Source organism: Salinivibrio sp. ML290 (assembly GCF_001995695.1).
Lineage (GTDB): Bacteria > Pseudomonadota > Gammaproteobacteria > Enterobacterales > Vibrionaceae > Salinivibrio > Salinivibrio siamensis.
Window position 1 is genome coordinate 23,619 of record NZ_MUEY01000008.1, and the last position, 25,993, is coordinate 49,611.

Sequence of the window (25,993 nt, forward strand, 5' to 3'; positions counted from 1 at the left end):
AGCCAGGCCACACGCCAGCGATAACATCTTGAGAACTCGATATTGCTGTTTTAATACCATGATCATTGCCACCACATTGCCAACTCAGGGAAGATAATCACCAATGACAGCACGAACACTTGCAGAGCGATAAAAGGCAGGAGTGAGGTAAAAATCTCACCAAGACTAATGTCTTTCGGGGCGACCGATTTAAGGTAAAAGGCAGCGGGTCCAAATGGTGGCGAAAGGAACGACACCTGCATGTTGAGGCAGAACACCACCCCGAACCAAATGGGGTCAAAACCAAGCCCGGTGATAATGGGTACAAAAATCGGCATGGTTAACAGCGCCACCCCGACCCAGTCTAGAAACATCCCTAAGACGAGTAAGATCACCATCATGATAAGCAAGGTACCTATCGCACTGCCGCCACTTAGGCTCAGGATCACTTGTTCAACAAAATCAATCCCGCCCATCAGGTTGTAGATTCCCACCAGGGCGCTGGCACCAATGCCAATCCACATGATCATCCCGCAAGTGCGCATGGTGGCAATCGCGCTCTCTTTGAGCATCGAAAGGTTCATCTCACCACGGACAATCGCAGACAGCATGATCCCCACCACGCCAAGCGCCGAGGCTTCAGTGACCGAGGCCACCCCGGTGTAAATACTGCCAAGCACCACCGCTACCGAGAAAAGCGGGAAAAATAGCGCTTTAAAGTAGCTCACTTGCGGCTCCTCTTCTTCGCCGCTGTCGCTTGGGATCGGTGCCAGAGATGGGTTTAACTTACAGCGAATCAACACATAAGCGATGTAACAGGCGGCAAGAATAAAGGCGGGGAGAAAGGATGCCTTGAACAAATCGCCAATCGATACACTGGCGGTCATGCCGTAAATAATCAGTACGATACTGGGCGGCAGCATGGTCCCGAGCGCGCCCCCGGCACAGGTGGTCCCGATCGCCAGTTTGCGATCATAACCAAGGCGGAGCATTTGCGGTAACGCCAAGATCCCCAATAGCACGGTTTCACCGCCAATCACGCCAGACATAGAAGCCAGCAACACCGCGACTAAAATGGTTTGTACCGCGACTCCGCCTCTCACCTTGCGTCCTAGGGACTTCATGGCATCGAAAAGATCTTTGGCAATGCCTGAACGGTCAAGCAGTGCTGCCATCAACACGAACATCGGCACGGCTAAAAAGACGTAACCAGAGGCAAAACTGTAGGTACGGCTAGCAATTAATGGCATCGCCTCGGGGCCAAACCAAAAGAGGGTAAAAAAGATCGCCACAAACCCAGACACAAACGCCAATTGCATCCCAGTGAGCAGCAGTCCAATCAGCATCACCAGCATGAGCAGGCTTCCCCATGCCAGTCCAATCGAAGATAAATCAAACATCGTCTTTGTTCCTCAGTCCCATCAGCTCTTGGATGAGATGCAATACAAACTGGATCACGAGAATACACAGCGCGATAAAAATCAGCCCTTTAAGCAGCGCCGGATAGGGCGCATTAAGCACAGACCCCGAGGTCTCAAGCCGTAATTCGCCCCAAGGTGCAAACCAAGCTTCCTTGGCAAGCGAGTAGGATGAATAAGCCAGCATACTGGCAAACGCGAGCCCCACGAGGTGATGAACCAAGTTGAGGTATTTGCGCGTTTGTGACGACACCGCGTCGTAAACCAGGACGACACGCACATGGCGATTGGCCGCGAAGGCATAAATCCCACCGATAATGAACAAAGAGCCGCCGATAAATGAGGCCGTTTCATGCACCCAGGTGGTGGGCGAATCAAACAGGTAGCGCATCACCACCTCATAAAAAGAGATAAAGACGGTGGCGATAAACAACCAACTTAATAGGTGGCTCACCTTAATGATCGCTCTATCGAGTACGTTTCTTGGGTGCTCGTCGGGCTCGGGCGGGGTATGAGGTGTTTGTTCAGTCATAAAATAGGTCCACAATCAGGAGGGCGATGCCCTCCTATCACTGACAAGACAAGGATGAATGCTTACAACAAGCCATTGGTTTCTAAGAACTCGGTCACTGAGTCATACACTTTTTGTGCATTCGGTGAGCGCTCGGCAAACACTTTCCATTGGGTTTTGGCAATTTCACGAAACTTCTTGCGCTCTTCGTCAGACCAATCGTGGATAGTGATCTCTGGGTTGGCTTTGGCCTCTTTCACGGCTGCCATATCTGCCATTTTCAGTTGGGTGGTCATGTCGTAAGAAAAGTCACGAACAGAGGTTTTCAAAATGGTCTGCAAGTCTTCCGGCATCTTGTCCCATTTTTTCTGCGCAATAGAGATATCAATCAGTGGCAGCGAGTGGAAGCCTGGTTGCACTGGGTGCGGTGCAATATCATTCATGCCCGCTTTTTGGTTGGTGGAAAATACGGTGTAATCGGCCGCATCAATCACCCCTTTGCTCAGACCGGTAAAGACTTCCGAGCCCGGCAAGTTAACCGGTGTGGCGCCAGCGGCGGCAAACACTTGCTGCACCAAGCCTTCCGGAGCACGCAATTTGAGCCCTTTCAGATCAGCCACGCCATCAATCGGTTTTTTGGAAATAAACGACTCAACGCCTGTGGTCGATGCGCCTACAAACTGCACGCCGTACGGAGCGTAAAGCTCAGTCATCAGCTCATTCCCGCCACCGTAATTCATGTATTGCAGCAGCTGGGTGGTATCGGACCAAGCACCGACCATATTACCAATCAAGCCAAAGGCCGGATCTTTGCCCGAAAAGTAGCCCGTGGCGGTAACATGGCCGTCCAGGATCCCCATTTTTATCGCCCCAAGGGTCTCGGTGTGTTTCACCACAGAGCCGACAGGTAATAAATCGATATTGATTTGGCCATCAGACATGGTCTCAACACGATCCGCCCAGCGCTGCTGAACCTTAAAGTTGAGATCACCAGAGGGATCAGAGGATTGGATTTTCAGATTAAAATCCGCCGCCATCGCTGACACAGAGAACAAGCCAGAGATAGAGGCAGCGAGCAGGGTTTTCGTTATTGCTTTCATAGTAGGATGTCCTTGTTTTATTTCCACTTATTCCAAAATCCTGGAATGCGATTGGTCGAAACACTGGATGTAATAGTTATGTTACCAACGTTCTACGCCGTAAAGTTACCGGTAACACTGATGCATGAACAGAGATCGCACTCACAGTTATTGATTAATTTGTCACAAGGATAAAGCAAAGAGGAAGAAGTGTGAGGCACACCACATTGGCGGTTGTCGTGCTAGCGTCCTCGGTAAAAAGCGTAAGCATGAGCCGATGCCCACCCTGAAACAGGGTGGGAAACGGTGCTAGCGGGTGGTTTCAGGCTTTTTTTCGCCCACCGACTCGTGCTGAATGTCCGCGTCAGCGGCCGGCTGCTCAGCGCGGCGTTTGTGTTTGCGGTATTTGGGATGGGTGATCGGGATCGCGGAGAGTAACGTTTGCGTGTACTCGTGCTGCGGCTGATGGTAGACGGTTTCGGTCGGACCCTCTTCCACCACATGACCAAAGTACATCACTGCCACCTTATCGGAGATATGGCGAACCACCGATAAGTCGTGGGAGATAAAAATCATCGCCAAGTTCATCTCTTGCTGTAACTTCAGCAGCAAGTTAAGAATCTGTGCCTGCACCGACACATCCAAGGCGGAGACGGATTCGTCACAAATAAGCAGTTTCGGTTTAAGAGCGATCGCTCGGGCAATACCAATCCGCTGGCGCTGACCGCCCGAGAATTCATGCGGATAGCGGTTAACCGCATCATGGGGCAAGCCGACTTTATCTAATAGCTCAAACACCCATTGGCGACGCTCTTTCGCGGAGCCTATATTGTGAATGATAAAGGGCTCTTCTAAGATCCCACCAATGGTATGGCGCTGGTTGAGCGACTCGAGTGGGTCTTGAAAGACAATCTGCATGTCTTTACGCAGTGGCCGCATCTGACGTGGCGATAAATGCGTGATGTCTTTACCTTCAAAGAAAATTTTCCCTTCGGTCGGTTCAAACAGCTTAAGCATGGTACGGCCAAGGGTGCTTTTGCCACACCCCGACTCACCCACCAACCCGAGCGTTTCGCCTTGGGATACCGAGAGCGATACGCCATCGACGGCTTTAATGGTGTAACCTTGACGAAGCAGGCCCTTGCCCGAGACAAAATACTGCTTCAGGTTTTCTACTCTGAGGACTTCCTTGCTCATCGAGTTCTCCTGCAACTACGTGGATGATGGCGCGGCATCAAACTCTTCCAACGGCCGAATATCAATCATCTGTTTGGGCTGATGGTGACGCCCTGGCATTAATCCCAACAACCGCTTGGTATACGGATGGGCTGGATGATCAAACAAGGTAAAGATATCAGCGCGTTCGCGAATTTGGCCGTCGTACATCACCGCCACATCGTCACACACCTCGGCGACTACCCCCAGATCATGGGTGATAAAAATCACCGCCATGCCGGTTTCTTCTTGCAGCTCGTTGATCAAGTCCAAAATCGAGGCCTGCACCGTCACATCCAAGGCAGTGGTTGGCTCATCACAAATCAAGATGTCAGGCTTACAGGCCAGTGCCATCGCGATCATTACCCGCTGACGCATCCCGCCGGATAGGTTATGCGGATACTCGTTCAGCCGCTTTTCTGGCATCGGGATTTTCACCTTAGCCAGCATGTCGAGCGCACACGCCGCGCGGGCTTTTTTGTCGAGCTCTGGGCGGTGTAGCGTCAAGACTTCATTGATTTGCCGGCCAATGGTGTGCACAGGGTTCAGCGCCGTCATCGGGTCTTGAAAGATAATCGAGATCCGATTGCCGCGCATCGCATAGCGCTCTTTGGCTGGCAGAGTGACCAAGTCGGTCCCGCGGTACAAGATTTCACCACCCGTCACCTGCCCGTAAGGCTTAGGCAGTAAGCCCATGATCGACATCGCTGTAACACTTTTGCCGCTGCCCGACTCGCCCACTAAGCCGAGCGTGCGCCCGGCTTTGACTTCAAAGCTCACCCCGTGAAGTACCTCACGGGGGCCATCGTCAGTGGTAAAATTAACGGTCAAATCCTTAACCGAAAGAATGACATCCTGGGTCATAACCGCCTCTACAGCTTGTATCTGTCATCAATGATGGTCACCGGCTCAAAGGCTTTGTCCTCGTCCATGGCCTCTTCGGTGGCGTCTTTCATCTCTTCATCAATCCAGAAGGTGCCAAAGCCCATCACGCGGCCGCTGGTCACCATCTTCTCGGTGCGCTTGGTCATCGCGTTATCTGGGATTTGCACATAACGCCAAAAACCTTGACGCACATAGGGCACCATGTACCCGGGCACAATCACACTGGCTTCTGAGATCTTAGCGCGGATCTGGTGCGACAGCTGGTATTTCTTCGCCATGTCGAACTCGGTCTTGTACGCCATGATCAGCTTATCCAGCGCCGGGGAGCTGTAATTGGTGTGGTTATTGGTTTGCTTTTTATTGGCGTTATCCGAGTGGAAGTACTGCCAATAGGCCGGGATTTCTGAGGTACCCATATCAAGAAACGCCAGCTGATGCTTTTTCTCCCGCACGTATTTAAACGCCGATGAGCCATCAACCAGGTGGATAGTAAAGTCCAACCCCGCTTGCTTCGCTTGCTCTTTCAAATAGGCAATACGCGGCGTGTGATGCTGATACCCATAAGTGATGGCAAAGCTTAAGCGCTCACCTTTGTCATTAACACGAATACCATCGGGCCCCACTTGGTCAAAGCCGGCTTTTTCGAAATAGCTGATCGCTTTTTTAGGGTCAAACGGTTGTGGCGTCGCACCATCATTGTCGTACTCACCATGACCATGTCCCATTGCATGTGGCTTGCGTGAGTAGTCACCACGGGTAATGTTTTCAATCATGCCATCAAAGTCGGTGGCATAGATGATGCCTTTGCGCACATTGATATCATCGAGTAGCGGCATGGCGGTATTCATCCATAAACCACCCGCGCCAACCGGTAATTCGTTGTGGCCCCAGAATTTGGTGATATAGCCTTTTTTATAAGGTTCAGATTGGGTTTTGTCGTGCCACACATCCGGTAAGAGCAAGTCGAACACATCCAAGTTGCCTTTCTCAAAGTGCTTCATGGCGATGTCGTTATCCCGGATCACACGCAGGCGAATTTTGTCGACGTTATAGCGGTGCTGATAATAGGGGTTGGTGTAGCCCCACCAGTCATCGACATGCTCAAAGGTGACGCTGCGGCCTTTTTGCACCCGCGCTAATTCGTACGGACCCAGGGTGGGCGTCGCTTTGAAGTTATAACGGCGCACAAAGTCGTCGGCAATGCCGTCTTGGTTTTCATCTTTACGCGGATTGGCGTAAAAATGCGCGGGACGTGGGACCAAACTACCCAAGGTATACATCAGATCTTCGTCACTTTTCTCTATCGCGGTCGAGATCGCAATGGTGTGTTGGTCAATTTTCTCTACCCCACCAATGGTGTTGGTGTAGTAGTCGTTGTACCAAGGGGCAACAATGTCTTTCGAGCGGTAGAACTGCATCATAAAGACAAAATCCTCAGCGGTGACGGGCTCGCCATCCGACCAGGTCGCCTCTGGGTTAAGCTTAAAGTAGATGGTTTTATGGTCGTCACCATAGGCCCACTCGTTGGCTAAATCCGGGATCCATTCCAAGGTGTCTGGGTGGCGCTTTACCAATGAAGGCATTTCATCGAGAAAATAACTGCGCAGGCCTGCGTTGGAGTCTGGGCCAACCGTGCGCAGCGTCTGGGGAAAGGAGCTTAAGTGTGAGCGCAAAACGCCGCCACGTTTGGCGTCGGGAGAGCCGATTTTAGGCGCATCCCAGTTGGTTTGCCAATTGAGGTTTTCAGGCAAATCCGCCGCCCAGCCAGTCAGGCTAAACATTGAGATTGAGGTCGCAAGGATCAGTTTTTTCATCGTGATTTCCTTATCGTGATTCAAACATTGCACATTGTGTTTAACGTTAGTCGTAACGGGTGAATTTTTTCGGGTCGAAAGCAGCGCGCACCGCTTCACCAATGAAGGTCACCATCACCAATACCACCACCAGTGAGGTCACCACGGACGCAACAATCCATGGCGCGTCCAAATTTGATTTGCCTTGCTGCAACAGCTCGCCCCAACTTGGCGTCGGCGGCATCAGTCCTAGGCCGAGATAATCCAGCGCCGTTAGCGCGGTAATATTGAGTGCGATGGTAAAGGGCGCCAAAGTCACAATCATCACCATGGTATTGGGCAAAATATGACGGAATAAGATCCGGCTGGTCGAGGCACCGAGTGCGCGCGCGGCCATCACATAATCACGCGCTGACTCTTTATAGGTCATGGTGCGCATATACCAGGTGATCGCCATCCAGCCGAATAGCACATTAATCGCAACGAACAGGGCAAAGGTGGGCTGAAGAATCGAGACCAAAATCATGATCACGTACAAAAACGGCACCATCGACCAGATTTCGATAAAGCGTTGGAAGAAGAGGTCAAACTTGCCGCCCCAAAAGCCCATCGCACAGCCGACAGCCGTGCCAATCGCATAGGAAGCGGCCATGGTGAGCAACGCAAAGCCCATGGCGATACGAAAGCCGTACACCAAGCGGGCGAGGATGTCGCGACCAATCTCATCAGTGCCAAGGTAATGCTGATGCTCAGCACTGGGCGCTGTCGGCGGGAAATCACCGCTAAAGTCTTGCTCAAGCGGGTTCCACGGCACTAGGGGCATCACCACATAATTGTCACCGCCTTGCGCGGCAAAGGCTTTCGCGAGCTGACGATAGTTGGCCTCACTGGTTCCTACCTGCCCAAAATCGCTCGCCAAGTACACATCACTCAGTACCGGGAAATAATACTCGCCGTCGTATTTGACCATTAACGCTTTACTGTTGATAAAAAGCTCGGCAAACAGCGACAACACCAGCATGGTGGTCAAGATGATAAACGACCAGTAACCACGTTTAATTTGCTTAAAACTGCGGATTTTCTTTTGAGTTAAAGGGCTAAACGTCAACATATCAAGATCCAAACTTCACGCGAGGGTCAACCAAGGCAACACAGATATCGGAGATAATGTTGCCGGCCAGCAGTAAAAGCGCATTGATGGCGACAATGCCCATTACCACCGGATAATCGCGCTCCATAATCGACTCATAGCCAAGTAAGCCAATGCCGTTGATGTTGAAAATCACTTCAATCAAAAACGCACCAGTCATAAAGAACAACAAGGAGTTGCCAAAATGGCTGGCTATCGGAATTAAGCTGTTGCGCAGCGCGTGTTTGCGCACCGCCGAGCGGAACGGTAACCCTTTGGCGATAGCAGTACGGATATAGTCCGCCGACAAGTTTTCCATCAGATTGTTTTTCATCGTCATGGTCAGAGTGGCAAAGTCACCAATCAGATAACAAATCAGCGGCAGCACCGCATGCCACATCACATCTTTGGCGCGTTCCCAAAAACTGGTGGCATCGTAGTAAGCGTCCCCCACAAAGCCCCCCATCGGAAACCATTCGAGGTGATAGCTAAATAAGGTGATCAGCAATACCCCCACCACATAGCCGGGTAAGGCAAAACCAATAAAGATCAGCACAGAGGAAGAGGAGTCAAACACCGAGCCGTGTTTGAGGGCTTTGTAATAACCAAGCGGAAGAGAAATGAAATAACTGATGAAGAAGGTCATCCCGCCATAAAACAAAGAGACGGGCAGACGCTCGGCAATCATGTCGGTGACCGGCTCGTAGTAGCGGGTCGACTCGCCCAAGTCCAAATTGGCCAGTTTGCCGAGCCAATCCACGTAGGCCTCGAGCACGGGTTTATCGAGGCCGTAAAATGCCTTGAGTTCAGCAATCTGATCGTCTGATAACGCTGAGCTATCGCCAGCACGCTGCAAGCTCGAGCCACCATCGGCTTGAGCCTGCATTTGCGTCATCATCCGTTCGACCGGCCCACCTGGTACTAGGCGGGTGATACCGAAAATCAAAATGGTAATGCCGAGAAACGTCGGGATCACCAACAGTAACCGGCGTAAAAAGTACGACAGCATAGTCCACTACTCCCTGTCCACTGTCTGATATTTTTGCAGAGCACTGCGCCTGCCGTTGCGTTCTCTTGGCCATCCTAAGCACTGAAAGCAACAATACGTATTACACACTTATATAAAGTGGTCTATATTTATCTTGAATTTTGGTCACGATCAACGATAACACGCTGTCAAAATTCATTTTTTTGCGACAAAACAATGACGTTATTCCGGCACTAATTACTGTGTTGTGCTAGCTTGCTTATCGCTAAAAGCAATAAATATTTCAATCAATAGTTAAAAAGGTTTGGTTTAAAATGCAATAAAAATGACATTTCACCGAAACCTTGTATCTTCTTGTGATTGCACGCACCGATAACCCACCACAGTGCCTGCCTTGATAAACAGACAACCATCCTCCCGCTCCATCCTCAATCTCATATTCATTCATCAGGATCAGCGCAACAGTGATAGTGACTTGTTTCACTATAAACCAGAGCTAACAGCATGAATCACTAACCCCAATGATTGTGTGCAGTCGCCCCCTGAACGTCCATCGCATCGCTAGGGTCAGACTCTCTGACACTGAATAACCGTATTTATTAGGGGTTGGTAATTTTTAGCAATCCTCTACAATTGGTTGAGTGATGCCGAGCCTCTTCCTGCTCGGCTTTTTTTCATCCAATTAAGCAAAGAGTGCCTGATGGAGTCTGCTTCTCGCGCAAAGCGCTTGTTCTCGACCACCCTACCCATGCTGTTTGGCGTACTGTCACTGATGAGTTTTCAACTTGTCGATAGCGCCTTCATTGGTCAGTTGGGCGTGCTACCTCTCGCGGCACAAGGCTTCACCTTGCCCATTCAGATGATCATTATCGGCATTCAAGTCGGACTCGGGATTGCGACCACGGCGGTGATCTCACGCGCGCTCGGGGCCGATCAGTGCCGCTATGCCAAACAATTAGGCGGCCTGATTTTATTTATTGGCACCGCAGGCGTTGCTCTGTTTGCCGGCTTACTCTACGCCTTGCGCCATCCAATCTTGATGTTGCTCGATGCGCCGGACAAGGTATTTCCGGTAATTGATAGCTATTGGCAAATTTGGTTAGTCAGTGCCTGGACAGGCGCAGTACTTTACTTCTTTTATAGCCTGGCACGCGCCAATGGCAACACCATGTTGCCCGGCTCCATGATGGTGGTCACCAGCTTGTTAAACCTTGCGCTCGACCCGGTATTTATCTTTTGGCTCGATTGGGGCATTAATGGCGCGGCCGTGGCAACCTTGATTGCGTTTGGCGCTGGCATTGCCATTGTCGCGCCTCGCGTGTTCGGTAAAGGCTGGGTTTCGTTTGACTGGCAGGACTTAAACATCAAACAAAGTGTGGGTTCGATTGGGCATATTATGGGGCCAGCGATGATAAGCCAGCTGCTGCCGCCGGTGTCATCTATGCTGGCGACCAAGCTGCTCGCCAGCTTTGGCTCAGCGGCAGTGGCCGCCTGGGCGCTAGGTTCACGCTTTGAGTTCTTTGCCATTGTCTCGGTACTGGCGCTGACTATGTCAATGCCACCCATGGTGGGTCGTTTGCTGGGTAAAGGCGATCTGACCGAAGTGCGCCATTTGGTTAAGTTAGCGTGTCAATTTATTCTCGGCTTTCAATTGCTGATTGCCGTGGTGACCTGGCTTGCTGCCGCTCCCTTGGCGGACTTGATGACCAGCGATCAACAAGTCACCGATATCTTGTACACTCACCTTACGCTAGTGCCGTTTAGCCTGGGCGCGCTAGGGGTGTGTATGTTGATGGTGTCGATTACCAATGCATTAGGCCGCTCATACACCGCCCTAACCATTTCTGCGCTCCGCCTATTTGCGTTTTTCCTGCCCTGCCTCTGGCTAGGCGCACAAATTGGCGAGCTGTTTGGCCTGTTTGCCGGTGCCTTAATCGGTAACCTCCTTGCAGGCGCCGTGGCCTATGCCATGTACCGACGTACGCTGGCTAAACTGATGGCGCATCAGCCCCGCTAAACTGAGTCGATGCTCGCTGCTATCATCGACTGGATTCGCTTAGCAGACCCTCCGCGCCAAGGATGGCGCGGCGGAGCCTCCAGGGATGGATTAACGGCGTGTCTGCGTGCGGCTCCAGTCGATGCACATAACTAAAAAAGCCCGCTAATAACAGGCGGGCTCAAAAGGTAAATACAGATGGCGCGCGGGGTTAATAACCCAGTTGCGTTAAGGTCGCTTCAATGTCTTTACCGTCGCTGTCGGTTAAGGCTTTAACCGCCACGTTAGGACGGTTGGTAAAGAAGCCATCCACACCGCGCTCGCGGTAACGAATCAAATCTTCGCGATCGTCCAAGGTATACATGTGCATCAGCAAGCCTTTTTCATGGCTCATATCCACCATCCAAGACTTCGCCAAGTCCATATAGCTAAACTGGCTTGACCAAGCATCATCAAAGTTGGCTTGGGTGCCCGACGGCCCCACACCGATGGCGCCATGCTCCTTGGCATAATCCAACCATTCTGCGTAGCCGGATTTTGAGGCCACTTCTTGACGCGCGTAGTACTGAGCGTAAGACTCATCATCCGCTTTCGGCGCGCTGTCTTTAGTGGGAATGTAGCCATCACCCGCCCAAAGCAGCAAGATTTTTGGCACATTCGGCATCACATCTTGCAGCGCTTCAAGGCTCGATTTGTTAAAAGTCTGCAGGATCACTTTGCCTTTGGCGTCGTCATCTAACCAACCATGCTCGGTCAAGTCTTGCTTCAAATCCTGCTCAATCCCCGGGAAGAACTCAGGCACCTTGGTTTCAATATAAAGCCCAGGCTGATGCGCACAGTCTTCCGCGATTTCACGTACCTGATCCAGCGTCACTAGCTTCAAGCCGCTAAAGCTCTCGCGTGCGCGCTCGGGATAGGCTTGGTTATACCAGCTACCGGCATCCAGTTTTTCCAGCTCTGCCCAAGTAAAGGTATTGACCGGATCGTCGGCACGCTCAGGGTAGACTGTCTCAATATTGGTGTTGCGCTTAAGGTTGTCGTCATGCACCGCGATCAATTTGCCGTCTTTGGTGCGCTGTAGGTCAAGCTCGAGATAATCGGCTCCCACTTCACAGGCAAGCTGGTAAGCCGGCAAGGTCGACTCTGGCGCATTGTAAGAATCACCACGGTGGGCAATGACCGCGTGATCGGCAATGCCAAGTTGTGCGCTTAACGCCGTGTCACTGGCTTGAGCAAAAGAAGAGAAGGATACGGCACTGGCCACACTCAGGGCAGTAGCTGTCACGCTCAGGGTCGCTTTTAATGATGTGTTCAACGGAAACTCCTTAATGTCGTTGAAGTTGGCGAGATAATTAAACGCTTGTTCAATTATCTCGACAGCATAGCAAAACCCTGATTTAAAGCGAAAAAATAAAAACGCCCACAAAGACGTGGGCGTCAACACGGTTAGGAGGCCAGCGGCCAGAGTGACTCTACTGCCTGCAGGGGGCGTTGGTCGGGGTTAGATAAATAGTGCGGGCGCGGTGGCAACCCACTAAATGGCTTCACCGTTTTGTTTTCCACACTGTTATAAACGAACATTAAAATCGAACGTGGGTCGTTGGCGATATTATCGGGTGAGCCATGCATCAAGTTACAATCATGGAACACCAAGGTACCGGCTTGTCCCGTTACCGAGGCAATGCCATTGCCTTCTAACAATGCGTCCATGGTCTCTGGCTTGGGCACGCCCAGCATTTGTTTTTTCAGCGATTGCTGATAGTTTTTTTCGCCGGTGTTGCCTTCACAAGACGCATAATGATGGTGCGAGCCGGGGATCACATACAAAGGCCCATTGTGCTCGGTGTTGTCGGTTAACATCAGCCATACGGTCACGGCTCGCATCCGTGGCATTCCATCCTCAACGTGCCAAGTCTCGAAGTCAGAATGCCAAGGAAACGACTTGCCTTTAAACGCAGGCTTAATATTGACGCGCGATTGCATCAAATATGCGTCCGAACCCAAAATTTGCCGCACTTTATTGAGAATGCGCGGATCGCGTGAGAAGCGATCAATCAAATCACTGTAGGCAAAAGGTTTAAAAATAGTACGCAGCTCGTCACTATCCGGCTCGGTATATAGCTCTTCATAGCCGGCCATATCATCGCGCAAACGTGTTATTTCACGCTTAAGCGGTGCCACCATTTCCGGCATGTAATCCTTCATAACCAGAAAGCCTTGGCGCTCGAACGTATCCAGCTCGTGCTGGCTTAAGCTATGCGGTACCTTGGGTTGCGCACTGCCGTACACAACAGGGTCTAGACGTGGGGAGAGGGTTTCTTTTCCATTGACGCGTGAGGGATACAAATCGGGTGTACCTTCCATTATTGACACCTCCTTCATGTCGTTCGTTTTTTAGTGATATCTTCTCGCTGTTTGAGGCCCTAAAGGGCGTGAATTGCACACAACACAGGTGTGGGCGGCTAATCTAAAATCAACCCCCAACGCGTGCTATGCATCTTCTTAGATAACTGCGCGCTACCCTACCAGCTCCACATCGAACAGTGAACCTTTGTAAACCCACAACCGCTATGCGTCATGACAAGCCATCTTAATGATCGCTTTCACCGCGATCCCGTTCAAATCCAAATGAGTTCGTGCTACCCTGCGCGCCTCCCACGGGGAACAACTATCTATTCGTCGATCGACGCCTGTACGTATACGCTATACTGCGGATGGGCATCAGCCAGTGAAAGTGATCAATCCATGAGCCAAGGTACGCTTTACATTGTTTCCGCCCCAAGTGGTGCGGGCAAATCCAGTCTGATTTCAGCGTTGCTGAATGATAACCCTCGCTATGACATGAAAGTGTCTGTGTCTCACACGACGCGCGCCATGCGTCCGGGTGAAGAAAATGGCGTACACTATCATTTTGTCTCGGTGGAAGAATTTCAGTCACTGATTGCACAGGAAGCGTTCTTAGAGCACGCGCAAGTGTTTGGCAATTATTACGGCACCTCGCGCGTATGGATTGAAAAAATGCTTAATAATGGTGTCGATATTTTTCTCGATATCGATTGGCAAGGCGCTGAGCAAATTCGTCAGCAAATGCCGAACAGCAAGAGTATTTTCATTTTGCCACCAAGCCGTGAAGAGTTAGAAAGACGCCTCACGACACGTGGCCAAGACAGTGAGGAAGTGATTGCGCAACGCATGCAGGAAGCACGCTCCGAGATCTCTCACTATGCTGATTATGATTACCTGATTATTAATGATGACTTTGATGTCGCATTGATGGATATTAAGGCCATCATCCGTGCCGAGCGGATGGCACAAGCCAAACAAGCCAGCAAGTATCATGCAATGATCGACGAACTGTTGGCTGACTAACCACCACATTGAGACGTGGCCATTGCCCCAGCCAACGCTGGCAATAGGTCGCGGCCTTTTGTATACTTTTCGGTCATTTTGAATGACCTATTGATGACATAGCTGGAGTCCTTCATGGCACGCGTAACTGTTCAAGACGCCGTTGAAAAAATTGGTAACCGCTTCGATCTCGTTCTGGTTGCGGCTCGCCGCGCCCGTCAAATGCAAACGGGTGGCAAAGATGCCCTCGTCGCAGAAGAAAACGACAAGTACACAGTGATCTCTTTGCGTGAAGTTGAAGAAGGACTGATCAACAAAGAAGTCCTCGACGCGCGTGAGCGTCAGGAAAAGCAAGAGCAAGAAGCCGCTGAAATGGCCGCGGTAAGCACCATTTCGGGTCAACGTTAAACGCTGCATTTATCAGGGACAGGCCGTTTGTATCTATTTGATAGCCTGAAAGAAGTTGCTAGCCAGTATTTGCCGGAGTCACAGCTTGAAGCGCTTCGGCAAGCCTACCTAGTAGCCAGGGATGCCCACGACGGGCAAACTCGCTCAACCGGCGAACCTTATATCATTCACCCCATCGCGGTGGCACGGATCTTGGCGGAAATGCGCTTGGACTGTGAAACCCTGATGGCGGCATTGCTGCATGATGTCATTGAGGACACTGAGGTGACCAAAGACGATCTGCAGCAACGCTTTGGTGATGTGGTGGCTGACTTGGTCGACGGCGTCTCTAAGCTTGATAAGCTTAAATTTCGCGACCGTAAAGAAGCCCAAGCCGAGAACTTTCGCAAAATGGTCATGGCGATGGCCCATGACATTCGCGTGATCCTGATAAAACTGAGTGACCGCACCCACAATATGCGTACCTTGGGCGCCCTCCGCCCAGACAAAAAACGCCGTATTGCCCGTGAAACGCTAGAAATCTTCGCCCCTCTCGCCCACCGCTTGGGTATCCATAATATAAAGGTGGAGCTTGAAGAGCTCGGCTTTGAGGCCTTGTACCCCAATCGCTACCGCGTCCTTAAAAAGGTGATCGCGCAAGCGCGGGGGAACCGCAAAGAGATGATCCAAAAAATCCATGCGGAAATTGAAGGTCGTTTGGAAGATGCCGGGATTAACGCCCGTGTGCTGGGCCGAGAGAAAAACCTCTACTCCATCTATAACAAGATGAAGAATAAAGAGCAGCGTTTCCATACCATCATGGATTTATACGCGTTTCGAGTGATTGTGGGTGATCTTGATACCTGCTATCGCGTGCTAGGGCAAATGCATAACTTGTATAAGCCACGCCCAGGCCGGCTCAAAGACTATATCGCGGTGCCTAAAGCCAACGGGTATCAATCACTGCACACCTCTATGATTGGTCCACATGGTGTCCCGGTGGAAGTACAAATTCGTACCGAAGACATGGATCAAATGGCCGACAAAGGGGTCGCGGCACACTGGGCGTATAAAAGCGGTGCCGACAGGCCCTCTGGCACCACCGCACAGAAACGGGCGCAGCGCTGGATGCAAAACATTATTGAGCTCCAACAAAGTGCCGGTAGCTCGTTTGAATTTATTGAGAGCGTCAAATCGGATCTCTTCCCCGATGAGCTGTACGTCTTTACCCCCAAAGGGCGGATTGTCGAGCTCCCTGTCGATGCCACCGCGGTCGACTTTGCCTATGCCGTCCATACCGATGTGGGCAATACCTGTGTCGGGGCGCGGGTTAATCGTCAACCTTACCCGCTAAGTCAACCGCTCAAAAATGGTCAAACAGTAGAGATTATCACCGCACCCGGCGCGCGCCCCAACGCGGCTTGGCTTAACTATGTAGTGACCGCGCGGGCCCGGACGAAAATTCGTCAAGTGCTGAAAACCATGCGCCGTGAAGAGTCGGTGACCTTAGGGCGTCGTCTGCTCAATCATGCGCTTGGAGAGCAAAACCTGCCGGATATCAACCCTGAGCGGGTTGAGGCAGTACTGAGTGACTTAAAGCTGAAAACCAGCGACGACTTACTGGCGTCGATTGGCCTTGGCGAACTCATGAGCGTAGTGATCGCACGTCGCTTGCTAGATCAAGACCCGGCGGCCCCCACCGAGGGCAAAATGCCTATCCGTGGTGCCGATGGTATCTTGGTCACCTATGCCAATTGCTGTCGCCCAATCCCAGGTGACCCGATCATTGCCCATGTCAGCCCAGGTAAAGGCTTGGTTATCCACCGTGAAACCTGTGCTAACATCCGCGGCCACCGCCAAGAGCCGGATAAATATATGCCGGTCGAGTGGGCGGACGATTTTGAACAAGAGTTCAGCACACGGGTGCGTGTGGATATGCAAAACCATCAAGGGGCGCTGGCAGATTTAACCAATACCATTGCATCAACCGGCTCCAATATCCAAGGGCTAACCACCGAAGAGCGCGATGGCCGCTTGTACACTATCTTTGTTCGCCTAACGACCAAAGACAGAGTGCACCTAGCCAATATCATGCGCCGCCTGCGGGTGATGCCTAACGTGGTGAAGGTTAGCCGCCAGAAAAACTGATCGCCTCAATACACTATTGCCCGTCGCCCGTCCTTTTTGGCGGGCGCATTTGTTTTTCGTCTGCCATTTACGGAATTGAATCATGACCCCTGAACGCTTTGAACGCATTCATCAGGTCTTGGCCCAACGCCAGCCTGATCTCACTGTCTGCATGGAGCAAGTTCATAAACCCAATAATATTTCCGCTATCATTCGCACTGCCGACGCCGTGGGGATTCATCGCATGCATGCCGTGTGGCCAGAAGGCACGAAGATGCGCACCCTCGGGGGCACATCGGCCGGTTCACGCAACTGGATAGATGTGGTGACTCACAACACCACGGAAGAAGCGTTTAATACCATGCAAGCCCAAGGGATGCAGGTGTTAGTCACCAACTTATCGGATACCGCGGTTGATTTTCGCGAGATTGACTACACCCGTCCGACTGCCATCGTGCTGGGGCAAGAAAAACAAGGCATCAGTCGCGAAGCGCTCGACAAAGCGGACCAAGACATCCTCATTCCTATGGTGGGTATGGTACAGTCACTCAATGTGTCAGTGGCCAGTGCCTTGATTTTGTACGAAGCACAGCGCCAGCGCCAAGCGGCTGGCATGTATCAACAGGATAAAACCCGCTTACCCGAACACGAGATCCACCACATTTTGTTCGAGCGCGGCCATCCGGTACTTGCCCGGGTGGCAAAACAAAAAGGTTTGCCTTATCCGCCTTTAGATGAACATGGTCAAATCGTGGCGGATGAGGCGTGGTGGGCACAGATGCAAGCGGCTAAACACGCACGTTAGTCATGTACAATAGCCAGCGCTAACCAAATAGAGAAACGGATGCGATCTTCCATGCTGAGTGCCGTTACTGTCGATACCTTAAGCGGTGTTGGCAATAAGATGGCAGAAAAACTGGCAAAAGTTGGCCTGCATACAGTGCAGGACGTGTTGTTTCACCTGCCTTATCGCTATGAAGATCGTACCCGTGTCTGGCCGGTCGCTAGCCTCTTACCTGGCCAACATGCGACTATCGAAGGTGAGATCACCCACAACGATACCGTATTTGGTCGCCGCCGGATGCTCACCGTCCGGGTGCAAGATGGCAGCGGCGCGTTAACACTACGGTTTTTCAATTTTAATGCCGCGATGAAAAACAGTTTAGCGGTCGGCAAGCAAGTGAAAGCCTACGGCGAACTCAAACGCGGAAAGCATGGGCTGGAGATCATTCACCCCGAGTATCAGGTGTTTTCTGAGCCCACCGAATTGGTGATGGAAGAAACCCTGACCCCCGTGTATCCCACCACGGAGGGGCTGCGCCAAGCGACCCTGCGCAGCCTGACCGATCAAGCGCTGGCGTTGCTGGATAAAAGTGGCGTCGACGAGCTGCTGCCCGAGGGCTTGTACGATCGACAACTCTCATTGCGCGAGGCGTTGCACCTATTACATCGCCCACCGCCAGATACCGCGCTAGAGGATCTATTAACCGGTCAACATCCCGCTCAGCGGCGCTTAATCATTGAAGAGCTCCTTGCCCAGCACCTGTCGATGCTGTCTGTGCGCCACCAGGCACAGCAAGTGAAAGGGTTTGCGCTCGCGCCCAGTCAGTCACTGGGACAGCGTCTTTTAGATAACCTGCCTTTCACTCCCACCGGCGCACAAACCCGAGTGGTGAGCGAGATCAGTGCCGATTTAGCTAAACCATTTCCAATGATGCGCCTCGTGCAAGGGGATGTCGGCGCGGGCAAGACCTTGGTGGCCGTCCTCGCCGCCTTGCAAGCGATTGAGCAAGGCCATCAAGTGGCATTGATGGCACCGACCGAGCTCTTGGCCGAGCAACACGCCACCAACTTTTCCCAGTGGCTTGAGCCATTGGGGATTCAGGTTGGTTGGCTGGCTGGCAAGTTAAAAGGAAAAGCACGCGAAGACACCCTGGCACAAGTTGCCGATGGCAAAACACAAATGGTGGTCGGTACTCATGCGTTATTTCAAGCCAGTGTCCGGTTCCACCGCTTAGCACTGGTGATTATTGATGAGCAACACCGCTTTGGCGTTCATCAGCGTCTTGCGCTGCGTGAAAAAGGCGAGCAACAAGGTGCGCATCCACACCAGTTGATCATGACCGCGACCCCCATTCCTCGTACCTTGGCGATGACCGCCTATGCCGATTTAGAAACCTCAGTGATTGATGAGTTACCCCCAGGTCGTACCCCCATTCAAACCGTTGCCGTCCCCGACACCCGCCGTGACGATATCATCGCCCGCGTCAGTGCTGCCTGTGCCGCCGGTCGACAAGCGTATTGGGTATGCACCTTGATTGAAGAGTCCGACGCCTTAGAAGCGCAAGCCGCCGAAGACACGGCCACCGCACTCAAAGACGCCCTACCCAACCTGGAAATTGGTTTGGTTCACGGGCGAATGAAAGCGACGGACAAGCAAGCGGTGATGGACGCTTTTAAGCAAGGCGAACTGCAGTTATTGGTAGCGACCACTGTGATTGAAGTGGGGGTCGATGTGCCCAATGCCAGTTTAATGATCATTGAAAACCCAGAACGGCTGGGGCTCGCACAGCTGCACCAGTTACGTGGCCGTGTCGGCCGAGGCGCAGTCGCCAGTCATTGTGTACTGCTTTACCATGCGCCCTTATCTAAAACCGCGAGTCAGCGGCTTGGGGTACTGCGCGACAGTAATGATGGCTTTGTTATCGCCCAGCGCGATCTTGAAATCCGCGGGCCGGGTGAACTATTGGGGACTCGGCAAACGGGCTTGGCCGAATTTAAAATCGCCGACTTGGTGAGAGACCAAGCGCTGATCCCTGAAGTACAAAAACTGGCGACCCATATCCATCAACATTACCCACAACATGCGGATGCGATTATTCGCCGCTGGCTGGGGCATAAAACCCATTACTCCAACGCCTGATCACCGCTATAACGCTCCCAATGGGTCATGATCAGCGCCATGGCTTCTGACTTACTGTAGCCTGCTTCGCTGGTCGCATGAATAAATTGCGCCAGCGTTGCTTCAACATATTGCAGACGTTGCTCTGGCTCAGCAGGACGCATGGCATCACTGACCTGCATACCCACGCCGGGCAAGCGCTCTAGCCAACCGTCTTCAACCAATTGCTGATAGCTGCGCGATACCGTCATTGGGTTCATCGCCAGTGTTTTGGCCAATTGCCGCACCGAGGGGAGACGCGCCCCCGGATAAAGCGTACCGCTGGCAATTTGCCGTTGAATTTGGTCAATAAGCTGCTGAAATTTAGGCGTCGGATCCTGACTGTCTAGCGATAAACGCATAGCCTTTTCCCAGTGTATTGAATCTCTATGACAGTATGGCCTAACGCCCGCATTCCGCGACTTCCGCCGCTAAAAACGTGGTCACACGCACACGAGGGGTTATTTTTTATTGCCCACGGGAAACGTCATTTGAATTCTCAGCCCACCTTCGGTTCGTGAAGAAAGACGAATATCACCATGGAGCTGTTCCACAATGCGTTTGACGATAGCCAGCCCTAAGCCTGTCCCTTCACTACCGCGTGCAGTGTCGCCGCGTGTAAAGGGTTGAAATAGCGAATTTTCTAAATTGGCATCGATCCCCGGGCCATTGTCTTCCACTTCCACCCACTGATAGGTGTGATCGGCATTGCTGCCACAGCCGAGACGGACCCAACCGTGTCCATAACGCACCGCATTGACCACCAGGTTGGTCACCGCACGCTTTAAGGCCACCGAGTTGGCAAATAACTCTCCGTGCAACGCCCCTAAATCGAGCTCAATATCAACACCGACTTGCTGCTGATTACTCGCCACATCGCGGCAAATACTGGCTAAATCAACCGGATCAGGATCTTGTTGCTGCACCGCGCGCAAGTAGTCCATAAATTGGTTGATGATTTCATTACACTCTTCGGTATCTTCGGTAATGCTATCGGCCAAGTAGGCATCATCTGATGACATCATTTCAGTCGCAAGGCGAATGCGCGTCAGTGGCGTGCGCAAATCATGGCTCACCCCGGCCATCAGCAAAGCGCGGTCTTCTTCGAGTTTGCGTATGCCGGCCGACATCTTATTAAACGCCACCGTCACCGCCTGAATTTCCGACGCCCCTCGCGGGGGGACAGGATCGGGAAAACGACCATCCGCCACATCTAACGCCGCCCGCTCAAGAGCCACGAGTGGACGGTTTTGCATCTTGATAAATAGCCACCCGCCCGCAATCACCAACAGGGCAATCACTAAGCTGTATTGAAACAAAGGGGCAAAGTCGTCTTGATGCAGTTCCGACAGCGGGATCCGCATTAAAAAATCGTCAATCTGGTCAAACTTCAGCCATAGCACATAACTGTCTTCGCCACTGACCAAGCGTACTTCGGTTTGCGTGCCCAGCTCTTTACTGATGTGCTCGCTTAAGTAATCAATCTCCATCGCGTCTTTAAACGCCGCCGCTTGGTCACTGTTGGGCGCATGCAAGGTGACACCAATCTGCTCCAATAGCTGCCGCCGCACAGGTTCACCAAGGTGAAGGACTTCACCATCCTTAAGATACCAGTCTTCCTCCAGCATCAGGCGTACTTCGAACGCCAAGATTTTGTTGAACTGCTGCAAGCTGGGCAGTAAGGCATAATTGACGATGGTCAGATAAGAAAAAACTTGGCTGGCAATTAATAAGCCAGCCAAGATAAACAAGGTACGCGCAAAGTTAGTCCGCGGTGACATCCGCATCGCTACACCTCTCCATCCGGAACGAACACGTAGCCGAGCCCCCATACGGTTTGAATGTAACGTGGTTTGCTCGGATCTTCCTCTATCATGCGGCGCAACCGCGAAATTTGCACATCAATCGAGCGCTCCATAGCCGAATACTCACGGCCACGCGCCATGTTCATCAGCTTATCACGTGACAAAGGCTCTCGCGCATTGGTCACCAAGGCTTTAAGCACCGCGAACTCGCCAGATGTAAGCGTCATGGGCTCATCATTGCGAAACATTTCTCGCGTGCCCAAGTTGAGGCGAAACTCGCCAAAGGTCACCGTGGTTGAGTCTGCACTCGGCGCGCCTGGCGCTTCAATGGTCTGCCGGCGCAATACCGCCCGTACCCGCGCCAATAGTTCACGCGGGTTAAAAGGCTTGGGCAAGTAATCATCGGCACCCACCTCTAAGCCAACAATGCGGTCAATCTCATCGCCCTTGGCGGTCAGCATCAAAATCGGCAACTGGTTATTCGCTTGACGCAAACGGCGACACACAGACAGGCCATCTTCACCCGGCAACATCAGATCCAGTACCATCAGGTGAAAGGCTTCACGCGCGAGTAAGCGATCCATTTGCTCGGCATTGGCCACACTGCGTACCTGAAAACCTTGCTCGGTCAGGTAGCGTTCCAGTAGCGAGCGCAGACGCATATCATCATCCACCACTAGAATTTTATAGTTCTCTTGCATGCTAAGCCCTCAATGCTGATCGTTGCCCGGCCATGGATTGACCGTCACTTATATCATACTGAATTTTGCCACAATTGAATGTCAGACCGCGTGTTTGTCTGTCACCACATGCGGAGTAAATTGTTACCGAGTGTTGCCTCGACAAGCTTGTCCGCTTCTTGTAGTTTCCTGAACAAGGTTATATCGCGCGACGCCGAATGGCTAGCGAAAGGAGAGGTAACGTGAAAACCAAATTGGTGACCCGAGAGGGGTTTAACGCGCTCAAAGCCGAGCACGATTACCTGTGGCACGAACGACGCCCAGAAGTGACCAAAATTGTCAGCTGGGCCGCCAGTTTAGGTGATCGCTCAGAAAACGCTGACTACACCTACAATAAGCGGCTGTTACGTCAAATTGACCGTCGCGTCCGTTATCTGCGCAAACGCCTCAATGACTTAACCATTGTTGATTACGCGCCAGAACAAGAAGGACGGGTCTTTTTTGGCGCCTGGGTGGAAATAGAAAACGAGGCCGGCGACACCAAGCAATTTCGAATCGTTGGCCCTGATGAGATTTATGAACGTAAAGATTACATTTCTATCGATGCCCCTATGGCGCGGGCGCTATTAAAAAAAGCCGTTGATGACGAAGTGGTGGTCTCAACCCCTGAAGGTGAAAAGCAGTGGTTTGTGAATACCATTACCTACCCAAAGCCCAATGACACCGACGCTCAGTAATCACGGAGGGAACCTTCGCCTCCATCGCGGTCAAAAATGCTATCCCTTGGCAGGGTATCCCCTGCCGTGCTTGTAGAGAAAAGGAAACACATGCACACATCCATTACACAAACCCTGGCGCACGAACTCAATGTCGCACCAGGTCAAGTTAAGACAGCGGTTGAGCTGCTTGACGATGGTAACACTGTCCCTTTTATCGCTCGCTATCGTAAAGAAGCGACCCAGGGCCTGGATGACTCGCAGTTGCGTACCCTAGAAACGCGATTGGTCTATCTTCGCGAATTGGATGCCCGGCGCGACACCATCCTCAAATCGATTGACGAACAAGGCAAACTCACCGAGAGCCTGCGCCGCGATATTCTCGCCGCGGAGAGTAAAAACCGCCTAGAAGATCTCTATCTGCCTTACAAACCCAAGCGCCGAACCAAAGGACAGATCGCGATTGAAGCCGGCCTCGCCCCCTTGGCCGACACCTTATGGCAAGATGCCTCGCACGACCCTGACACGCTTGCCGAGCAATACATCAATGCTGAAAAGGGCGTCGCCGATACCAAAGCGGCACTCGAGGGGGCCCGCGCCATCATGATGGAACGCCTCGCTGAGGATGCGAGCTTACTTGAGGCGCTGCGCCAATACCTTAAGCAATATGCGGTGCTACGCGCCACTGTGATTGCGGGTCAGGAAGAGAAAGGGGCAAAGTTCAAAGACTACTTTGCCCACCAAGAGCCGATTGCCAAAGTGCCCTCTCACCGCGCGCTGGCGATGCTACGTGGTCGCAATGAAGGCGTACTGCAGCTGGCGCTGGTTGCCGACCCCGACCAAGCACCAGACAGCAAGCAAAGCGTATGCGAAACCATGATTGCTCAGCATTACCAGCTGTCTTTAGGCACCGCACCGGCTGACCGTTGGCGCAAGCAGGTGATTGCCTTTGCGTGGCGGGTAAAAATCTTGATGCACCTCGAGACAGAGTTCATGGCCAATCTGAAAGAGCGCGCGGAAAATGATGCCATTGATGTGTTTGCGGCGAACTTAAAAGATGTATTGATGGCTGCACCGGCTGGCCCTCGCTGCACCATGGGGATAGACCCAGGCCTACGTACCGGCTGTAAAGTGGCGGTGGTGGATGGCACGGGCAAACTGCTCGACACCGCCACGATTTATCCCACCGCGCCTAAACACGATATTGAAGGGGCAAGCAAAACCCTGCGCCGTTTTATTGATCGCCATGGCGTGAACTTGATTGCCGTCGGCAATGGCACCGCCTCGCGTGAAACGGAACACTTTGTCACCAACATGCTCAAGCAAGCCGACTTAAGCATTCAAACCGTGATGGTCAGTGAAGCCGGTGCCTCGGTTTATTCGGCGTCAGAGCTGGCAGCCAATGAGTTTCCCGATCTCGATGTCTCGCTACGTGGCGCGGTTTCCATTGCCCGTCGCTTGCAAGACCCCCTCGCCGAGCTGGTTAAAATTGATCCTAAATCGATTGGCGTCGGTCAGTATCAGCACGATGTCTCTCAAAGTCAGCTTGCCAAAAAGCTCGATGCCGTGGTGGAAGACTGTGTGAACGCCGTAGGGGTTGATCTAAATATCGCGTCCGCACCACTTCTCACCCGGGTGGCAGGCCTTAGCCAAACCATGGCACAAAACATTGTTGCCTTTCGCGATGAAAATGGCCGATTTGGCGATCGTAAAACACTGCTGAAAGTGCCGCGCCTTGGCCCGAAAGCCTATGAGCAATGTGCTGGCTTTTTACGGGTAATGGATGGCGCGAACCCGCTGGATCGCTCAGGTGTCCACCCAGAAACCTACCCTTTGGTTAAACAAATCGCCCAAAAGACCGGCAAGGCCATCGATGCCTTGGTGGGCAATTCGGGTATGCTACAAAGCTTAAACGCAAGCGATTATGCCACCGAGGCCTTTGGACAGATCACGGTCACCGACGTACTGAACGAGCTGGCCAAGCCGGGCCGCGATCCGCGTCCTGAGTTTAAAACCGCCACCTTTGCCGAGGGCGTGAATCAGATCAGTGACTTAAAACCAGGTATGCAACTCGAAGGCGTGGTCACTAACGTCACGCACTTTGGCGCATTCGTCGATATCGGCGTCCACCAAGATGGCCTCGTGCACATCTCCGCCCTATCAAACCGCTTTATTAGCGATCCCCGCGACGTGGTGAAAGCCGGTGATGTGGTGAAAGTGAAAGTCATGGAGGTGGATGCGCCGCGCAAACGCATTGGGTTATCGATGCGCCTCGACGATACCCCAGCCGCGAGCGAAACCACAGTTGCCGCCCCTAAGCAGCGTGAGAAAAGTCCGAAAAAGCGCCAGGAAAAACCCGCCACAATGGGCAGCATGGCGGATGCCTTTGCCCGCGCCAAGCGCTCTTAGCCAAGCAAAAAGCCCCGCGATAATACGCGGGGCTTTGACGTCAATCGGCTCAACGGAAAGCGCTTAAATCACGATCAGCACTTCTGAGGGCATATTCGCCACGGTCGCTTGCTGATAGCGCATGGCGACGACTGCACGCGTTTGCTCGAACCTTTTCAGCTCTTCCACTTTTTCAAGCACTTCTTCCGGCATTTTCAACCCCAGCGGGTAGCCGTTGTCTTTACGTGCTTGCTCTCCAGGCTCGGTACGTGCCATGGCGTCGACACGACCGGCAATGTTCGCCCCATCGTAATCAGCGTCAGACAAAGACTCGCGACTGTAGTCGAGCGAATAGTTAGGGTGCTGTGACGGATCCCAAGATGAGCGGCCGAGCTGCTTGCCTTGATCGGTGGCCGCTTTGCCGTGTTCTGGCTCTGGGGCTTGCTTGGTGGGGACGATTTTTTCGCGCATGCGATTGTCCCGCGCAACTTGCTCGGTTGGCGGGTTCACCGATGGCGCGACAGTTGGGATACTGACGCTTGCTGGCGATATATTCATCTGATGCTACCTCCCAACATCAGCTGAAGGCCTAATTGTCAGTGCGGCCT

22 protein-coding genes are annotated in these 25,993 nt (G+C 52.3%); 8 read left to right on the top strand and 14 right to left on the bottom strand.

Annotated elements, in window-relative coordinates:
* Positions 1 to 62: 62 nt before the first annotated feature.
* The 8 genes from BZG23_RS09070 to BZG23_RS09105 form a co-directional block, all read right to left on the bottom strand.
* Entirely contained in the window at positions 63 to 1,379 is a 1,317-nt protein-coding gene (locus BZG23_RS09070; RefSeq protein ID WP_077578197.1) for a TRAP transporter large permease, read from the bottom strand.
* Entirely contained in the window at positions 1,372 to 1,929 is a 558-nt protein-coding gene (locus BZG23_RS09075; RefSeq protein ID WP_077606753.1) for a TRAP transporter small permease subunit, read from the bottom strand. The genes BZG23_RS09070 and BZG23_RS09075 overlap by 8 nt, the downstream gene beginning before the upstream one ends.
* 62 nt (positions 1,930 to 1,991) lie before the next feature.
* On the bottom strand, positions 1,992 to 3,008 hold the full coding sequence (locus BZG23_RS09080; RefSeq protein ID WP_046074670.1) for a TRAP transporter substrate-binding protein: 1,017 nt from the start codon (positions 3,006 to 3,008) through the stop codon (positions 1,992 to 1,994).
* Between the two features lie 288 nt (positions 3,009 to 3,296).
* Complete coding sequence (locus tag BZG23_RS09085) at positions 3,297 to 4,184, bottom strand: ABC transporter ATP-binding protein (protein WP_077606754.1); 888 nt, start codon at positions 4,182 to 4,184, stop codon at positions 3,297 to 3,299.
* 15 nt (positions 4,185 to 4,199) lie between these two features.
* A complete protein-coding gene (locus BZG23_RS09090; protein ID WP_077606755.1) occupies positions 4,200 to 5,066 on the bottom strand; it encodes an ABC transporter ATP-binding protein in 867 nt (288 codons plus the stop codon).
* A gap of 8 nt (positions 5,067 to 5,074) precedes the next feature.
* Complete coding sequence (locus tag BZG23_RS09095; protein WP_077606756.1) at positions 5,075 to 6,901, bottom strand: extracellular solute-binding protein; 1,827 nt, start codon at positions 6,899 to 6,901, stop codon at positions 5,075 to 5,077.
* 46 nt (positions 6,902 to 6,947) lie between these two features.
* On the bottom strand, positions 6,948 to 7,991 hold the full coding sequence (locus tag BZG23_RS09100) for an ABC transporter permease (RefSeq protein WP_077606757.1): 1,044 nt from the start codon (positions 7,989 to 7,991) through the stop codon (positions 6,948 to 6,950).
* 1 nt (position 7,992) lies between these two features.
* Positions 7,993 to 9,018: an ABC transporter permease subunit gene (locus BZG23_RS09105; protein WP_046074667.1), complete on the bottom strand. Its 1,026-nt coding sequence runs from the start codon at positions 9,016 to 9,018 to the stop codon at positions 7,993 to 7,995.
* A gap of 679 nt (positions 9,019 to 9,697) precedes the next feature.
* Between BZG23_RS09105 and BZG23_RS09110 the strand changes: the two genes are divergently transcribed.
* A complete protein-coding gene (locus BZG23_RS09110) occupies positions 9,698 to 11,014 on the top strand; it encodes an MATE family efflux transporter (RefSeq protein ID WP_077606758.1) in 1,317 nt (438 codons plus the stop codon).
* Between the two features lie 190 nt (positions 11,015 to 11,204).
* On the opposite strand, the gene BZG23_RS09115 is transcribed toward BZG23_RS09110, so the two are convergent.
* Positions 11,205 to 12,308, bottom strand: a complete 1,104-nt coding sequence (locus BZG23_RS09115; RefSeq protein WP_241837203.1) for a glycerophosphodiester phosphodiesterase — start codon at positions 12,306 to 12,308, stop codon at positions 11,205 to 11,207.
* A 131-nt stretch (positions 12,309 to 12,439) separates the two neighbouring features.
* Positions 12,440 to 13,357 (bottom strand): phytanoyl-CoA dioxygenase family protein, encoded by a 918-nt coding sequence (locus BZG23_RS09120; RefSeq protein ID WP_077606759.1) that lies wholly within the window; start codon positions 13,355 to 13,357, stop codon positions 12,440 to 12,442.
* Positions 13,358 to 13,738: 381 nt separating this feature from the next.
* Between BZG23_RS09120 and gmk the strand changes: the two genes are divergently transcribed.
* The 5 genes from gmk to recG all read left to right on the top strand — a co-directional run bounded on the left by gmk (position 13,739) and on the right by recG (position 19,778).
* Complete coding sequence (gene gmk, locus BZG23_RS09125; RefSeq protein ID WP_046074664.1) at positions 13,739 to 14,362, top strand: guanylate kinase; 624 nt, start codon at positions 13,739 to 13,741, stop codon at positions 14,360 to 14,362.
* A gap of 114 nt (positions 14,363 to 14,476) precedes the next feature.
* Positions 14,477 to 14,749, top strand: coding sequence for a DNA-directed RNA polymerase subunit omega (gene rpoZ / locus BZG23_RS09130; RefSeq protein ID WP_046074663.1), 273 nt, complete (start codon positions 14,477 to 14,479; stop codon positions 14,747 to 14,749).
* 27 nt (positions 14,750 to 14,776) lie between these two features.
* A complete protein-coding gene (spoT, locus tag BZG23_RS09135; protein ID WP_046074662.1) occupies positions 14,777 to 16,876 on the top strand; it encodes a bifunctional GTP diphosphokinase/guanosine-3',5'-bis pyrophosphate 3'-pyrophosphohydrolase in 2,100 nt (699 codons plus the stop codon).
* An 82-nt stretch (positions 16,877 to 16,958) separates the two neighbouring features.
* Positions 16,959 to 17,660 (top strand): tRNA (guanosine(18)-2'-O)-methyltransferase TrmH, encoded by a 702-nt coding sequence (gene trmH / locus BZG23_RS09140; RefSeq protein ID WP_046074661.1) that lies wholly within the window; start codon positions 16,959 to 16,961, stop codon positions 17,658 to 17,660.
* A gap of 39 nt (positions 17,661 to 17,699) precedes the next feature.
* On the top strand, positions 17,700 to 19,778 hold the full coding sequence (gene recG / locus BZG23_RS09145; RefSeq protein WP_046074660.1) for an ATP-dependent DNA helicase RecG: 2,079 nt from the start codon (positions 17,700 to 17,702) through the stop codon (positions 19,776 to 19,778).
* Here recG and BZG23_RS09150 read toward each other — a convergent pair.
* The 3 genes from BZG23_RS09150 to ompR all read right to left on the bottom strand — a co-directional run bounded on the left by BZG23_RS09150 (position 19,763) and on the right by ompR (position 22,302).
* Positions 19,763 to 20,158, bottom strand: a complete 396-nt coding sequence (locus BZG23_RS09150) for a GntR family transcriptional regulator (RefSeq protein WP_046074659.1) — start codon at positions 20,156 to 20,158, stop codon at positions 19,763 to 19,765. The genes recG and BZG23_RS09150 overlap by 16 nt on opposite strands.
* Before the next feature lie 99 nt (positions 20,159 to 20,257).
* The gene (gene envZ, locus BZG23_RS09155) at positions 20,258 to 21,583 is read right to left on the bottom strand and encodes a two-component system sensor histidine kinase EnvZ (protein ID WP_077578188.1); all 1,326 of its coding nucleotides are present in this window, start codon (positions 21,581 to 21,583) and stop codon (positions 20,258 to 20,260) included.
* Between the two features lie 2 nt (positions 21,584 to 21,585).
* A complete protein-coding gene (gene ompR / locus BZG23_RS09160) occupies positions 21,586 to 22,302 on the bottom strand; it encodes an osmolarity response regulator transcription factor OmpR (protein WP_046074657.1) in 717 nt (238 codons plus the stop codon).
* A 221-nt stretch (positions 22,303 to 22,523) separates the two neighbouring features.
* Here ompR and greB point away from each other — a divergent pair, with 221 nt between their 5' ends.
* Positions 22,524 to 23,018, top strand: a complete 495-nt coding sequence (greB, locus tag BZG23_RS09165) for a transcription elongation factor GreB (RefSeq protein WP_046074656.1) — start codon at positions 22,524 to 22,526, stop codon at positions 23,016 to 23,018.
* Positions 23,019 to 23,108: 90 nt separating this feature from the next.
* Positions 23,109 to 25,406, top strand: a complete 2,298-nt coding sequence (locus BZG23_RS09170; protein WP_077578187.1) for a Tex family protein — start codon at positions 23,109 to 23,111, stop codon at positions 25,404 to 25,406.
* Positions 25,407 to 25,469: 63 nt separating this feature from the next.
* On the opposite strand, the gene BZG23_RS09175 is transcribed toward BZG23_RS09170, so the two are convergent.
* A complete protein-coding gene (locus BZG23_RS09175) occupies positions 25,470 to 25,943 on the bottom strand; it encodes a hypothetical protein (RefSeq protein WP_046074654.1) in 474 nt (157 codons plus the stop codon).
* Positions 25,944 to 25,993 lie beyond the last annotated feature (50 nt).